The organism is Streptosporangium sp. NBC_01755, assembly GCF_035917995.1.
Lineage (GTDB): Bacteria > Actinomycetota > Actinomycetes > Streptosporangiales > Streptosporangiaceae > Streptosporangium.
Genome location: NZ_CP109131.1, coordinates 3,040,137 through 3,055,671 on the forward strand (window position 1 = coordinate 3,040,137; position 15,535 = coordinate 3,055,671).

The window sequence follows — 15,535 nt, forward strand, 5'->3', positions numbered from 1 at the left end:
CGGACGGGTGGATCCTCGCGAAGAACCGGGCGCACGGATACTCCAGACATACCGGAACCGTGATCAGGCAGCGCCGCTGTGGCCGTCGACCTGGCCGGAGACATGACACCACGCCTGGTGGTCGCCGAGTGCGGCGTGCGCCCTGGCGAGGACGCGCGCCCCGTTCTCCTGCTCCCGGTAGGCGCCCAGCTCATCGAGCCGGCTCAGGCTCGGCACGAGCAGGGCGATGGCGTCGCGGGGGCGTCCGGCCGCGAGATGGATCCTCGCTTCCAGGCAGGCGAGTTCGGCCTCTCCCCGAGCGTCCCCGAGACGGGCGAAGACACGCCGGCTGTTCTCGGCGAACCGCATCGCCTCCCCGTGGCGCTCCCGTGCCAGCTCGGCCGCGCTGATCAACTCCAGGGGACGCGCCCTGCCGTACCGGTCGCCGACCTCGGCGAGCGCCTGCGCCTCCTCGGTCAGGAGGATCGCCGCCGGTAGATCACCCTCCTGGAGGTGGCAACGGCCGAGCGCGTTCAACGTCACCGCCTCGAAGCGGGTCTCGCGGAGTTCGCGAGCGCGCGCCAGCATCCTGTCAAGGATGCTCCTCGCCTCCTCCTCGCGCTCCGTGGCGAGCATGATGTCGGCGATGACCCCGGACGTGAGGATCTCGGCGTGCGCGGCGGGGGATGACCGGGCGAGCTCATGGGCCTGTTCGGCGAGCTTCAGCGCCTCGTCGGCCGCCTGCTGCAGCGCGCAGGTGTGGGCCAGCATGGCCAGGCTGAAGGGAAGTTCCCGCAGGGCTTCAAGCCGTTCGAAGGCGCTCACGCACTGGGTGAGCAGCCTCCGCGCCTCCCCCACCCTGCCCTGCCTGAACAGGAGCATGGCGCGGCCGTGTTCGGCCCGCCAGCCGGTCCGCTGGTCGCCGTTGGCCCAGCTGACGTTGCGCACCATGATGGACACCTGGATCAGCTTCGCCAGATCGTCACGGTGTTTCGCGAGCGGGATGACGATCTCGGCCAGCCGTGCCGCCCGATCGTGCCAACGGTACCGGCAACAATGCGTGATCGCGGAGAGAAGCCGGTCTCGCTCAGTGACGAGCCACTTCCACGGCTGGGCCTCCACGCGGCCGGCGTCGTGCGGGAGAAGCCAGCCTCCGGAGAGGGGTTCCAGCGGCAGCTGGCCGACGGCGTGGGGTAGCTGCCGCGAGGCCCGTGCGGCCAGCTCCAGCAGTGTGTCGATGTAGCGGCGCAGGGCCACCGTGACGGAAGAGGGGTCCTGCTCGGCGAGTTCTGTCGCGTAGAGGGCCGAGAGAGGGTGCAGGCGGTAGGTCGGATCGTCCATCGCGTTGAGCCCGACCGGCTCCAGAAGGTTGGCCTCGATGAGCTGGTCCGTCAGCCGCTCGTCGCCGCCGGTGAGCGCCGCCATCGCCCAGGGCGCGACCTCGGCATCCGGCACCAGACCGAGCTGGCGGAACGCGGCACGAGCGGGCGGGTCGAGCACGATGTAGCTCTGCCGCAGACTACGGCGCATGTCGAGGCCGCCGACCTTCAGCTCGTCCAGACGGCGGTTCCGGTCCCGCAGCCGGTCCGCGAACGATGTGAGGCTCACCAACGGCTGCATGCTCAGCTTCGCCCCCACGATCCGCAGCGCCAGCGGCAGGTGACCGCAGGCGGTGGTGATTCGCGCCGCCGCCTTTCCCTCCTGCCGGATCCGTCTCTCCCCGACCAGGCGCTCGAGCATCTCGACCGATTCCGGCTCGGTGAGGTTGCCCAGGTGTGTCGAGACGGCCCCGGCAAGCGCGGACAGCATGTACCGGCTGGTGATGATCACGGCGCAGCCCGGCATGCCGGGAAGGAGGGGCTGTACCTGCTCGACGTCGGTCACGTCGTCAAGGAGCAGCAGGACGCGCCGGTCGGCCAGTCTGGAACGGAACATGGCCGCGCGCTGTTCCTGGCCCGCCGGGATGACGGGGCGGCTCACCCCCGTAGCCTCCAGCAGTTCGGCCAGGACCTCCGAGGGGTCGCGCCGCTCGCCGCCCCTGCCCAGCCGCGCGAACAACTGACCGCCGGGGAAGCGGTCCCGCACCCGGTGCGCGAGCTGGACGGCCATCGCGCTCTTGCCCACGCCGGGCGGTCCCGTCACGGTGACGATCGTCATCCCGTCGGGCTGCTCCTCTCTGAGAGAGGTGTCGATCCGCTCCAGGATATCGGCCCGTCCCACGAAGTCGGCGACCCCGACCGGCAGCTGGCGGGGCGTTGCCCAGGGCCGATGCCCCTCGGGCATCTTGTTGATGTCCTTGCGCCGGCTGGACTCGGCCTCCAGGGCCGAATCCCCGGTCAGCACCGCGCGGTGCAGGCGGGTCAGTTCGTCCCCGACATCAAGCCCGTACTCGTTCCGCAGGAGGGTGGCGACCGAGGCGTACGCCTTCAGTGCCTCGACCTGTCGGCCACAGCGGAACAGCGCGATCATGAGCTGGCCGCACAACCGCTCGCGCATCGGATGCCTGAGCATGAGCCTGTGCAGGTCCGCGACGATCTCGGCGTGGTTGCCCAGCATGAGTTCGACGTCGAAACGCCGATGGAGAGTCTTGAACCACTCCTCGGTGAGCTGCGGCACCTCCTCACGGAGGAGAGAGTCCGAGGCGATGTCGGCCAGGGCGGGCCCCCGCCACAGTGCCAGCGCCTCATGCAGCAGCCGGGCCTCCTCCTCCGGCTCACCGGCGGACTCGGCCCGGGATGCCCGGTCGAGCAGGCTTCGGTAGCGCAGAAGGTCGAGGTGTTCGGTGTCGACCTTGATGAGATAGCCGCCGGGACTGGTGTGGATCATCCTCGTGTCTTCGTGACCGTCGCCCAGCGTACGGCGCAGCCGTGCGAGGTGGGTCTGCAATGACGCGCGCGCGTCGCGTGGAAACCGGTCCTGCCAGAGCCGTTCCATGAGCTCGTCCGCCAGAACGATCCGGTTCGCGGACAGGAGAAGCGTGGCGAGAATGACCCTCTGCTTTTTTGCGTTAACGGTGAGTGACTGATTGCCGCGCCGCACGTCCAGCGGTCCCAGGATCCCGAACTGTAGCGCTTGTCCCATGCTGAAGAACCCCCGCATTCATCAGGAGTACTGATTCACGAACAACCATCAGGCTTCTTCCGACGGTTATCGGCCATGGATTATCTAGCGAATGCGCACCTGCCGTATCTTAGGGCATCTTCCCCGACGCATATGATCAACAATTCGCCGACCGGCACCTGGAAGAGATGAAACAAATTACATACCTTCGCAATCAGGATTATTGCCGGATTTTTCTGTCATGGCAACCTTCCTATCACGATCATGCAGGCAGAGGTATGCGCGGCGCCCTTTTATGGCGTAACAGAGGAGGCCCGCTCGTCTCCGAGTACACGGGTGCGCCGAGGCAGGAATGGGACCAGCAGGATCGCCACAAAGAACACGCCGGCGTTGTAGAACAGGGACTGCCAGGACGCCTCGATCCAGACCGCCCGGTCGGGTGGGCCGGTACCCGCCACCCCGAAGAACAGCGCCCCGATGATCGCGACCCCGATGGCCCCACCCAGTTGGATCGTCGCGTTCGCCACACCGGACCCGGCACCCGCGTCACGCGCCGGGACACCGGCGAGAATGAGGTCCACCAGGATGGGCACCATCAGTCCGGTGCCCAGACCGGCCACGAACAGGCACCCGAACACCTGCCAGGTCGTGGTGGCGGAGCCGTACTGCCTGATGACGAGGATCAGCAGGGACATCCCCGTGCCCATGAGGGCGAGGCCGGTCCCGATGAGCCTGCGGCCGATGCGCGACCCGAACCTGACCGCCAGGTTCGCGGTAACGCCGAGGCCGACCGTCCAGCCCAGACCGACCAGCGCCATGCGCAACGGACTCCAGCCATGCATGATCTGGAAGCCCCACACGAGTACGAGAACGTAGGACATGATGCCGGAGAAGACCATCGTCAGCAGGATGGATCCGGCGACGAAGGACCGGTTGCGAAACAGCGCCGGGGGCACGAGCGGGGAGTCGTTCTCGTGCCGTCGCTGATGGAGTCCGAAGAGGAGGAACATCGGCACCGAGGCGGCCATCGACACGAAGGCCCAGGTGGGCCAGCCCATCTCGCGCCCCTGTACCAGGGGGTACATGAGCATGATCGATGCGACCCCGAGCAGGAGCACACCGGGGATGTCCAACCGGAGCGGGCGGTCGGACCTGCTCTCGGGCAACACTCGCAGGGTTCCCACGAAGGCGAGCAGGCCGATCGGGATGTTCACCCAGAAAATCCACCGCCAGCCGGGCCCCGCCGTGAGCACGGCACCGACGAAGGGACCGACGAGGGCGGCGGCCGGGATGGCGACCCCCAGCAGCCCCATCGCCTTGATGCGCTCACGCGGCGGGAACATCGCCTGAATCACCGACAGCACCTGGGGCACCATGAGCGCGGCGAAAACCCCCTGGAGCAGGCGTGCGCCGACCATCACCTCGCCGCTCCACGACAGGCCCGCCAGCATCGACGCGACGGTGAATCCGGCGATACCGATAAGGAAGGTTTTTCTGCGCCCCGCGATGTCCCCGAGCCGTCCCCCCGTGACCAGGAAAAGCGCGTAGGTGAGGGCATAGCCGGCGAGGATCCACTGCCCGATCGAATAGTCCGCGTTCAGCTCCCGCTGCATGTAGGGCAGCGCGACGTTGACAATCGTCACGTCGAGCTGATCCATGAAAACGGCCGTGAGGACAATGAGAAGCGCGAGCCACCTACGAGGATCCGATTCGGATGTGGATGCGGTCGATGCCTCCGTCGCCATCTGCACCTCTTCTGATTTCGTGTTACGTTCGCGGGCCTGTCACTACTTTCGTGTTACGTTCGCGGGCCTGTCACTACTTTCGTGTTACGTTCGCGGGCCTGTCACTACATCGCCGCCTCGCACGAAAACTCGGCGAAGAAGCGGTTCCACCTCGTGCACGGCATGCCGTTCGGCACCGTTCCGGTTCCGGCCGAAACGGTGAACGGTATGGCGCTCTCGGAACGGCGTACGGAATCCGGCCGCAACTCCCCGGCACATCGTGACGCAACCGGCTAGAGCCGGACTCAAGCGCCACTGGTGCCGTCCGGCCAAGCCGCTTCGCCCCCGTGCCATTCCCAGCGGAACCGGTCACCCGCCACCGCCGGCGACCGCGCGTGGACTACCGGAGCATGCGCCAGGAGGAACCCGAGTCGTCAGGATCCCGATGCTGAGCGCCGCGTCGGCGCGCCCTCGACCGGCACCTGAGCACCGCACGACACCCCCGCCCGATCCGAGTCGAGGCTCATCCGCCCGGCGGCACCCCGCCCGCTCCGGCCATGTTTCGAAGACACCCCCCACCCCCGACATCCCACACATGTGCGGAAATACCGCCGACACAACCGGTTGACAATCATACATTCATGACCAAGACTGACTGAAAGTTTGCAATCAACGGTCGATCGTTGGGCATCCAAAGCGCTCCCGAAAGAACGGCACGGGAAGAAGCGCGCGTTTCTGATGCCAATTCGTCCGTGGCTAGAAAGGTTCTTTCAGCATGTCTTCAAGAGACTCGCAGTCCCCCACGGCCTGGAGCGCCAAGAAACGCGTTTTGACGCTTGCGTTGAGCGTCGGACTTCTGGGAAGTCTCAGCATTCCGGCGGCCACCACCACCTTCGCCGAGTCCACCGACATCAGAGCAGCCGCCCAGGTGCTGGCAGCGCAGTCAGCGACGCTGCCCAGCGGCCGGACCACCTACCGGACGATCACCGACTACAACAACGAGATGCTCGCGCTGAGCAAGCAGCACCCCAACCTCGTCAAGCACATCACGCTGCCGCACAAAACCCGCCAGGGCCGCGAGGTGTACGGCATCGAGGTGACCCGCGACGTCAACGCCTCCGACGGCAAGCCCGTCCTGTTCATGACGGGAATGCACCACGGGAACGAGTGGCCCTCGGGTGAGCACACCCTGGAGTTCGCCTACGACCTGGTGAACAACGCCGGGAAGGACCCGAAGGTCAAGCGCCTGCTCGACCAGGCGCGGGTCATCTTCGTCCCGGTCGTCAACGTGGACGGGTTCCTCATCAACCGGCGCACCAGCTGCGGCATCTCGCCGACGTGCGCCGGCAGCGGCGGAGTCGACATCAACCGCAACTACCCCCTCGGCTGGGGTAGCAACGCGGGTTCCAACGTGACGAACCGCGGCCCGGCGCCGGCCTCCGAGCCCGAGGTGCGGAACATCATGGACCTGACCACGACCAACCAGGTCACCGTCCTGATCACGAACCACACCTCCGGTCACACCCTCCTCCGTCCGCCGCTGGAGAAGCGCGCGGGCGACACCCCGGACGAGGCCGTCTACTCCGCCCTGACCGACGCGATAACCGCCAAGAACGGCTACGTGGGCATGAAGTCGGGCTTCGACTACGAGACGACCGGCGAGACCCCGGACTGGTCGTACTACGCCACCCGCGGCCTCGGGTTCACGTACGAGATCATGAAGACCCAGTCGACCAACAACACCTACCCCGAGGTGATCGAGGACTACCTCGGCACCGGTCGCTACGAGGGCAAGTCGAACCGCGAGGCGTTCATGGTGGCCCTGGAGTACGCGGCGGACCCGGCGGGGCACTCCGTGATCACGGGCAAGGCGCCGAAGGGCGCGGTTCTGACGATCACGAAGGACTTCGACCTGTGGACCGCGCCGATCCGGCAGACGAGCACTGTCCTCGACCCGCCCCAGGCGGTCCCCACCCACCTGGAGTCCAGCCTGATCGCCCCGACCAACGGCAAGTTCACCTGGCACGTCAACCCGTCGGTGCGGCCGGTCCCGGCCTACACCGAGAACGGTGTCGTCGCCACCGGTCCGGGCAACTTCCTCCAGGAGAGCTGGACGCTCACCTGCGCCCGTCCGAACGGTGAGGTCCTGGAGACGGTGAAGGTCACCGTCGACAGGGGCGAGCAGGTCGATGTTCGGCTGCAGGAGTGCAAGACCCGCTTCAACGGCAACGGCCCGAAGCACTGAGCGCACCCCAATAAGCCGGGCGGTCCCCTGTGGGGGGCCGCCCGGCACCGCTTTCGCCCCACACTCTTGAAGTCATGCGGCCAAAACCCGATCGCCCTGCCCGCCGGGCGGTGAGAATCATCGCTGGGTCCGTCATCACTCCGTGGGGAAGGGAAGTTCAAGGATGGGGCATGCCAGGGAGACCGGCCAGCCGCTCGCCGTGCCGGACGCGTCGCGAATTGCCGCGAACCTGCGCGGGCTCTTCGACGACCACCGGCTCTCCCCCTCACAACGCCGGATCGCGCGCTACCTGCTTGAGCACGCGCAGGAGGCCGTCTTCTTCACCAGTGCCGACATCGCCGAGCGCGTCGGCGTCAGCCAGCCGTCGGTCACCCGCTTCGCCGCCGCGCTCGGGTTCAGGGGGTTCCCTGAGTTCCGGGACGCGCTCCGCTCATCGGTGTTCGGCGGCTCGCAGCGAGAGCTGCCCGCCGAGGACCTCAACGAGATCCAGGAACTGGTCAACTCCGAGATCCGCGACCTTGAGCGACTGCGGGACAGCCTCCGGGATCTGAGTCAGCTCCGCGAGGTGGCGGGTCAACTGGCCAGGTCGCGTCCTCTCCTCGTGATGGGACTGCGGATCTCCGCACCGCTGGCGCACCTGTTCGGCCACCTCGCGGAGAAGGTGCTCCCCGACGTACGGGTACTTGACATCGCGGGCTCGACCGCGGAGGACCGGCTGAGCCGGGCGGCGGAATCCGGAGCCGAATGGGTGCTCGCCATCGGGTTGCCGCGCTACCCGCGCGAGCTGGAACAGGGGCTCACCTGGGCGCGCCGAGTCGGGCTGAAGATCGCCCTCATCACCGACCAGCCGGTGGGACGGCTCACCGAGCTCGCGGACGAGGTCCTGCTCGCACCGGTGAGCTCTGACTTCGCCTTCGACTCCCACGCCGGTCCCACGGTTCTGTGCACCGCGCTGCTCCACACCATGCTGGACACCCTCTCCACCGAAGGACAGGCCCGGCTGGAGGCGTTCGACGACAGCGCGACGGAGCGTCAGATCTTCCTGCCCTACTAGAGAGACAGCCCGCCGTCTTTCAGGCGGCGCCGCTTTTCAGGCGGCGCCGGACCGCCCGCTGCTCTGCCGCCTCCACGTCAAGTCGGCCATCAGGATCCTCACCCCTGGCAAGCACCGCACCTCTGACCAGCGCCAGGTAGAACAGGGACGGCGCGCACGGCGTCCATTCATCGGCGGGCTGACCCAGGATGAAGTCAAGGACGTCATCGGGCGTGGCCGGGACGAAGGCATACGCTTCGTGCTCCCACTTGTCCTCAACGCCCTTGGACCACCGCCCCCGCAACTGCTCCTCGGTGAGGTCGGTCAGAACCGCCCGAAAGTACGCGGCCCACTGGTGATTCTTGAGGTCCAGGGCGAAGGCCAGCAACTCAAGAGACACGTCGTCACCCGCTTGGACGGCCATCTCCTCCTTCAGCGCCCGGCGGGCGACCGCATGCAGGCTGATCGGCGATCCGTCCTCGGGAATATCGTGGATGCGGGCGAGCCCTTCGTTGGCTGAGGAGTTCCACCGGCGGGTGTTGACGCCGGCCACCTTGCCACTCCTTCGGGCGAAGATCATCTTTTGGTCCGGCCCGGTCTCCACAGCGATGTTCACCCCGAAACTGCACGACATGAAGCCGGGTGCATCGGTGGGATCGCCGGACTCCAGGTGCAGAGAACGCAACGTGACGCCAGACGCATCGAGTGGCAAATCGAGATTGGTGGTCACCGCGAGGAAGTCATAATAGTCCGCATTGGAAAAGTGGAGCTGTACCACAGGCTCTTCAGCCTCCGAGGTACGTCCCACAATGATGCGTTCCAGTGCGAACCGGGGGTTGTTCCATCGGTATTGATGGCCGGCTGCCCGCAGCCCCGCCTCCTCGGCCTCAATCTCCGCACGCCAACGCGCCACTTCAGAAGGCAACTGGACCATCTGCTCCGGGTCGTACATGATCTGAATGTTTTCTTCTTTAATCGGGCGGGTGCCGTCCCCCTCGAAGACATGTGAGTCGGTAATCAGATCACCAACAGTGAACCTGTCGCGATAGGACACTACTGCCTCCGGCATCGCACTGTGTGATTCCATACTCTGACTTGGCAAGCGTATCGAATCGTGGTCGAATGCACCTCGCTCAACGCCTGACAGAACCGCGTTCAGAGCCTTGCCAGGAGGTGCACCGTGGTGGAACTTGACGACGGCCCTATCGGAGTTGTCGCCACCGTGGTGGTCGATTCCTATCCCGGCGCTCCCAAGGGCCAGGAGCGTCGCGAGCTCGTCCAGCAGAGCGCGGACGATTTCGTCGAGCTGGCCGCCGCACTGGGGTTTCGCGCCTCTTACCTGGACCTCGCCGGTTCAGAGAAGGCCCGCGGCACCAAACAGGCGATCATCGAGGGGTTCGAGATCCTGGCCCGGCACCCCGCCACTCGCAAGATCGTCTATTGGACCGGGCACGGTAAAGTGCTCGGGAAGGGCAAGAAAGAGTACTTTCTACTGCCCAGCGACTGCTACCGCAACAGTTCGGCGCAGCCGGAACTCGCGTTCGACGTCACGGACATCGCACACATGACCTCCAAACTTCCCGGAGAGGTCCTCCTGATCCTGGACGCCTGCTTCAGCACCGCCGCCCTCGACACGGTGACCCAGATCATCAGGAGTATGGGCCGTGAGGTCGACGAACGCGGCAGATCTGCGGGTTTCGCAGTCGTCGCCACGGCCGAAGAGCAGGCGGCCTCGGGTGCATGGGTCAGAAATCTCAAGCACGTGGTGGGCAACCCCCGCCTGTTCGTGGAAGAGAAGCCCTTGTTCCCCCGTACCGAAAGATATGTCAGCCTGCCGGACCTGCTGAAGGCGCTGTCGGAAAACATGGGCTGGACCCGGGGCGAGCAGGTCCAGAACTGGCAGGAGATTCCCCCCCTTTCCCGCATATTTCTCCGAAATCCCTACTTTTCGGAATCTGTACGGCGTGCCGTACGACCGGAAGAGGACGAAAGCTGGATCGGTGACGATCTTCGCAAGGACGTGATGCGGCCGTTCTCCGAGACCCCCGACCTGTGGGGCATCCGGCACTTCACCGGGAGGACGGCGAGCGTACGGCGAATCGTGACCTGGCTGGGCACCCGATCCCGCGGCATGCTCGTGGTGACCGGCCCCTCCGGGAGCGGCAAGTCGGCGCTCCTCAGCTACGTGGCGCACCTCACCATTCCCGAGTTCTACGAGCGGCTGTCCGGCAAGCCGCCCCTCCACCTCCAGCCTGATCTCCGCTCCATCCACGCGGCTGTGCACTGCCGGGGGAAGAGCATCTCGGGCCTCATCTCCGAACTGGCACTGCGCCTTCACCCGCTCGGCCTCGAAGCCCGCTCGTTCGACACCGCCGAAGAGTTCACCGCGGCGGTGGCCCGGGTGGCCGAGCTGAAAGGCGCGCTCACCCTGCTCGTCGACGGCTTGGACGAGGCCGCGACAGGACAGTCCTTCGAGATCGCACGAGACCTGCTGAACCGGCTCGCAGCGCGTCCCGCGATCAAGGTGATCGTCGGCACCCGCTATCTTCCGCGACAGCTGCCCGCCGACTACGTGGTCACCGCGACGCTTCCAGAGGTGTTACAGGGGAATGAAGATCCCCTGGCGATCGACGAGGACCCTGCCACGGACGCCGACATCGGTCGGTACGTCGAACACGTGCTGAACTCCGAAGGATCGCCGTACCGGACCAGGGCCGACGAACGGGCCTACGTCTGCTCGTCGCTGTCAACCCGCAGTCGCGGACTCTTCATCGTCGCCTCGATGTGGGCGCACCACCTCGCGAGACAGAAGGAGGTGCTCCCCCGCCACCGTCTGGACAGCGGCATCGGCTCGGGCCTGGCCGAGCTGAGCGCGCTCATGGCTGAAGAGATACGGATGCTGGACCCCACCGATCCCGAGCGCACGCAGGACCTCCTGAGGCCACTCGCCCTGGCGCAAGCGGGCCTCCCGTGTCCGTCGGTATGGCTTGAGATCGCCAACGCGCTGCGGCTGAGAAAAGGCCGGCCGTACACCCACGACGAGCTCCTGCGTGTGGTCCGTGGCACCCTGAAGACGCTCGTCTCCGTGGAGCGCGAGGAGGGCAGAGACCTCTACCGACTGCATCACCTAAGTTTTGGCGCTCATCTTCTCCCCCTCGGCCACGACGCCCAGCCCGGCCTTCTCCATCGCCGCGTCGTCGACGCCCTCGATCGCCTGCGCTATAAGGACGGCGACGGCTCATGGGAAAAGACCGACCCCTACATCAAGACCCATATCGCGGCCCACGCGGCGGCCGCGGGCGACGACATGCTCGAACGGCTTACGAGCGACCTCGACTTCCTCGTGAACGCCGACCCGGCAGGGGTGCTACCACTGGTCGGCACCACCTCCCATGTCTCAGAGCCGCTCAGGCTCTATATGCGCGTGGTCACGGAATTCCCACGGCTCGACGTTCCGGAGCGGTGGGCCCTGCTGCGAGCCACCGCCCTGCGCAGCCACCCCGACCTTCTCAGCGAGGCGGGACACGAGACCTCGCGGCTGCTCTGGAACGACGTCTGGACGGATGCAAGCCCCGAACCTGTGCATCGGGCGTGGAGCGGGCCGTTCGGGGGAGCACACGCGGTCTCCTGGACGGGTGCGGGCGGGGACCTCGTGCTGGCCTCGGGAAGCAGCGAGGTCCGCGCCTGGCACGCATCGAGCGGGCACGTCGCGTGGACGTTCGAGAGAGAGGCGGACCCCCTCGGAGGAGAAGGGCCGCTGTCCACCGTCGGCGTCGTCGGCTCCGACGTCCCCGTCATCGTGGCCGCCGACGCCAAGGCGCTGCTTCTGTGGACGACCGCCTCCCCCCGCCACCCTCAGCGCATGTACTGGGGCGGCGACCTGAAGTCGGTGACGGTGACCTCGCTCGGCGCGGACGCGTACGCGGCAGCCCTCGACGGCGACATGCTGTGGGTATGGAGCTGGCCGGTGAAGGCCCCGCCTCGGCCGAGCCGGATCCATCAAACCCGGCTAGACGAACACTCCCGCCCGGTCCGGTTGGTTCCCCTTTCCGGGGCTCTCGTCGCCGTGATCGGCTGCGGGAGGCGGATCGAGCTGCGGGAGATCACAAGGGGCACCCGGAAGCCTGCCCCGACCGGCTTCCTTGAGACAGGTACGGCACGCGTCGACGACGTAGCGGTCCTCGCCGAAGCCGACGGCACCGCATGGGTCGCCACGGTGGGGTGGCAACGGCTCCGAGTTTGGCACCTCCGTGAAATCCCTCGCGAGGAGAATCGCGACGCCCCGGTCCTCGACATCGCCACGCACGGCAGAGGCGTCACTCTCGGGCGCGGGCGGGACGGCGTGCTGGCCGCCGTCAAGGATGGGGCCGAGATCCGTACGTGGAACGTGGACGGCAGAGCGCACATTCCACTCACGCGGCATGACACGATGCTCAGCTCTCTGGTCTTCGACCCCGCGGGAAGCGGGCGGCTGGCCGTCGCCGACGGCGGCACCGTGCGCATCTGGGAGCCGGCGGACATCGCGCCGCGCGACGTCACGGCCGGATCGGCACTCCACCTGCTGCGGCTCTTTCCCGGCATTCGTGATCGGCACCTGCTCTGCCGAGCAGATGGTTCCCGGGTGAGGATCACCGAGCACACCGCGGCCGGGCGGTCCCACCGGTGGTCCCCCGAGGAGCTCGTCCTCGACCACGCGCCCGACAAGGCCACCGAGATTTCAGCCGTTCCGCTCGCCGACGACACCTGGCTGGTCGCGACGGTGTTCCGGCGAACGGTATGGCTGTGGACCATCGTGAACGGCACCGTCGCTCACCGGCACGAACTCCAATTGGACGGTCCAAGGGACGACGGAATACGCGCGGTGGCCCTGCACGCCGACCGCGACGCCGTCCGGCTGTTTGTTCCGGCCGGCCAGCGGCTGCACGTGTACCGGCGAGATGCCGCGGATCTGGGCTGGCACCCGGGAGAGACCAGCGCCTCCGTGACAGCTGCCGCCATGATCGAGCAGATAGCCGTGATCGCACGCCCGGATGATGAACCGTACGTTGTGGCCAGGGCAGGGGCATCCGCCTATCTCTGGCAGACCGGACCGCATCCCATCTCGCGGATCGACGTGCCCATGGGTCCGATGAGCGCCTTGAGCTGTGGCGTCTACAGCTCTCGGGCTCCGCTCATCGCCGTGTCCGCCGGATCGAAGATCTTCGTCTCGGAGTTCACGGAGAAGCGCCGGCAGGCGGATCTCCTCACCACGTCGGCCACCGCGGTGCGCTCCATGGCTCTCACCGGATCACCCGAACGCCCTCTGCTCATCGCCAGGAACGGAGCGGCGACGGTACGGCTCTGGGACCTGGTAGGGCGTCGGCCGTTGCTCGACATCCCCGATCGCGGCTACCTGGTGGAACACGTGGCAGCGGTAGCCGATCGTCGAGCCATCATGCTGTTCCTCGCCGGCAAGGAGCGCTGCGATCAGCTACAGCTGCCCATGACCCGGCTCAACCCTCTCCTCTACGACGAGAACGGAGCACGACATGCGCCATGACCTCGTGGTGTTCATCCCGGGAATCATGGGAAGCCGGCTGACGCAGTCGGGCCACGACGTGTGGAACCTCTCCATGTCCGCCATCGCGAGATCATCGGTGACCTTGAAATCGCTGCCGCTACCCGAAGGTCTCGGTGACGGCGAGCCGGAGGGCTCTCACGCGTTCGAAGCCCCGGGGGCGTTGTGTGAGCCACGAGTGTGGCCGGGCTTACCGCATCTCGGCTACCGCGACTGCCTCAACCACCTCAAAAACGATCTCCATGATCGGCTCGTCGTCTTCCCCTACGACTGGCGGTTGTCGAACCGGCTGTCCGCACTACGGCTCAAGGTTTTCGTCGAGGACCGGCTCGCACAGTGGCGCGAGCGCGTGGCGGCGACGTCACCGGGAACGGAGGAGCCTCGGGTGATCTTTATCTGCCATTCCATGGGCGGGCTCGTCGCCCGGTACTACCTTGAGCGCATGGGCGGGCGCGAGATCGCCTCCGCACTGGTGACCGTCGGCACCCCCTATCACGGCGCCGTCAAGGCGGTCCGGCTGCTCACCGGTAGCCTCCCCTGGCGGGTGCCGAAGTACGTGGCCGACCGGCTCACCCCGGTGGTCCGCACCTTCCCCTCCGTCGCGCAGCTCCTTCCCGTCTACACTGCGGTCCATGCCCCCGAGGGCGCGCTCACCCGCCTGGACAGTGTGGACGTTCCCGACCTGCCGACCTCGATGGTGCGTGATGCGTTCTCCTTCCATGCCGAGCTCCGAGAGGCGCAGGAGGCCAACGACGTCGCCGATCGTATGAAGGGGCAGCCGAGTCCCTACGATCTGATCGCAATCGCGGGCGGCGGCAGTCACCCCACCGACCACGGTCTCTCGGTGTCCGCGGGCGACCTCAAGTTCCACGCCACATTGGACGACCTGCGTGAATGGTCGGGGGATGGCACGGTCACCGGCCTCTCGGCCACCCCGCATGAGTTCGAGCACACGGGGCGAACCGTCCTGCACTCCTACAGACATACGGCACTGCCGAACGAGAAGCCCGTGCTCCGGCAGCTCAGCAATGTCTACAACGCCATCCCGCTGTCGGAGTACCTGGCCGAAGATGACATGTTCGGCGTGGAAGTGCCCGACTTCGCCGTAGCGGGCGAGCCGTTGACCGTCACGGTGACGGCAGCCGATCCGCGCCTCCGCTTCACCGCGCGGCTGTGCTCGGCCGGCGGTGACCCCGTGGCGAAGACGCGCCTGTTCCCGGACGGCACGGGGGCATGGCAGGGAACCCTGGACACGGTGCCCGGCGTCTGGACCATCGAGGTGGCATCCGACCGGCTGGAAACCGTGCACCGTGACGCTGTGATGATCCTCGATCGGTAACTTCTCATGCCGGCTGATGGTCGACCTCACCAACGACCTCATCGACGACCTCACCGCTGCTTCGGTGCCCTCCGGACATCAGTAACTGAAGGTGGTCGCGCCCTCGTCGCCGATCCACTGCCACATGGGGACGGTCCCGCCCAGCTCCGCGCCCTCGATGAGTCGCCCCCTGTCGAGCGCGCGGGCCTCGAAGCAGATCGGGCAGACCAAGTAGCGTCCACCTGCCTTGGCGTACCTGGCCACGAGGTCGGTCAGCGGAGGGCATCCGTCACACGCGACGGCGGTGGCGACTCCGTCCAGCGCCAGCCGGGCCGCTTCCTTGGTGAGGAACATGAGCGTGGGACGGCCCTGCTCGACCGCGCCGACCGCGACCAGGAACGCCACTGTGACCCGCTCAGGGTCCTCGAGCCCGGTGGTCAAGCTGACGACGGCTTTTCCGGCCATGGATTTCTCCTTGTCTTTCGCCGATGGAACACGTGGACTTCCCGAACGACGCGGCACCGGCGGGTGAGGGAGCCTGTGACGGATCATCCGCCGGCCGTGACACCGGTTACGGCGACGCCTCCGCACGGAACGGTAGGACCTCTGCAACGGACCG

General features: G+C 66.8%; 8 protein-coding genes. 4 read left to right on the forward strand and 4 right to left on the reverse strand.

What is annotated here, in order from left to right; all coding sequences use genetic code 11:
* Nucleotides 1-63 precede the first annotated feature (63 nt).
* On the reverse strand, nt 64-3,060 hold the full coding sequence (locus tag OG884_RS13935; RefSeq protein WP_326645695.1) for an AfsR/SARP family transcriptional regulator: 2,997 nt from the start codon (nt 3,058-3,060) through the stop codon (nt 64-66).
* A gap of 272 nt (nt 3,061-3,332) precedes the next feature.
* Nucleotides 3,333-4,784 (reverse strand): MFS transporter, encoded by a 1,452-nt coding sequence (locus OG884_RS13940; protein WP_326645697.1) that lies wholly within the window; start codon nt 4,782-4,784, stop codon nt 3,333-3,335.
* A gap of 820 nt (nt 4,785-5,604) precedes the next feature.
* On the opposite strand from OG884_RS13940, the gene OG884_RS13945 reads away from it, so the two are divergent.
* Nucleotides 5,605-7,008, forward strand: a complete 1,404-nt coding sequence (locus OG884_RS13945) for a M14 family zinc carboxypeptidase (protein ID WP_326645698.1) — start codon at nt 5,605-5,607, stop codon at nt 7,006-7,008.
* A gap of 163 nt (nt 7,009-7,171) precedes the next feature.
* Nucleotides 7,172-8,062 carry a MurR/RpiR family transcriptional regulator gene (locus OG884_RS13950; RefSeq protein ID WP_326645700.1) on the forward strand — a complete coding sequence of 297 codons (891 nt, stop codon included), beginning with the start codon at nt 7,172-7,174 and terminating at the stop codon, nt 8,060-8,062.
* 19 nt (nt 8,063-8,081) lie between these two features.
* Here the strand turns inward: OG884_RS13950 and OG884_RS13955 are convergent, their stop codons facing one another.
* On the reverse strand, nt 8,082-9,095 hold the full coding sequence (locus tag OG884_RS13955) for a hypothetical protein (protein ID WP_326645702.1): 1,014 nt from the start codon (nt 9,093-9,095) through the stop codon (nt 8,082-8,084).
* Between the two features lie 126 nt (nt 9,096-9,221).
* Between OG884_RS13955 and OG884_RS13960 the strand changes: the two genes are divergently transcribed.
* On the forward strand, nt 9,222-13,580 hold the full coding sequence (locus OG884_RS13960) for an nSTAND1 domain-containing NTPase (protein WP_326645703.1): 4,359 nt from the start codon (nt 9,222-9,224) through the stop codon (nt 13,578-13,580).
* Nucleotides 13,570-14,937: a lipase family alpha/beta hydrolase gene (locus OG884_RS13965; protein ID WP_326645705.1), complete on the forward strand. Its 1,368-nt coding sequence runs from the start codon at nt 13,570-13,572 to the stop codon at nt 14,935-14,937. Before OG884_RS13960 ends, OG884_RS13965 begins: the two co-directional genes overlap by 11 nt.
* A gap of 78 nt (nt 14,938-15,015) precedes the next feature.
* Here OG884_RS13965 and OG884_RS13970 read toward each other — a convergent pair whose 3' ends face one another.
* Complete coding sequence (locus OG884_RS13970) at nt 15,016-15,381, reverse strand: hypothetical protein (protein ID WP_326645706.1); 366 nt, start codon at nt 15,379-15,381, stop codon at nt 15,016-15,018.
* Between the last annotated feature and the right edge of the window lie 154 nt (nt 15,382-15,535).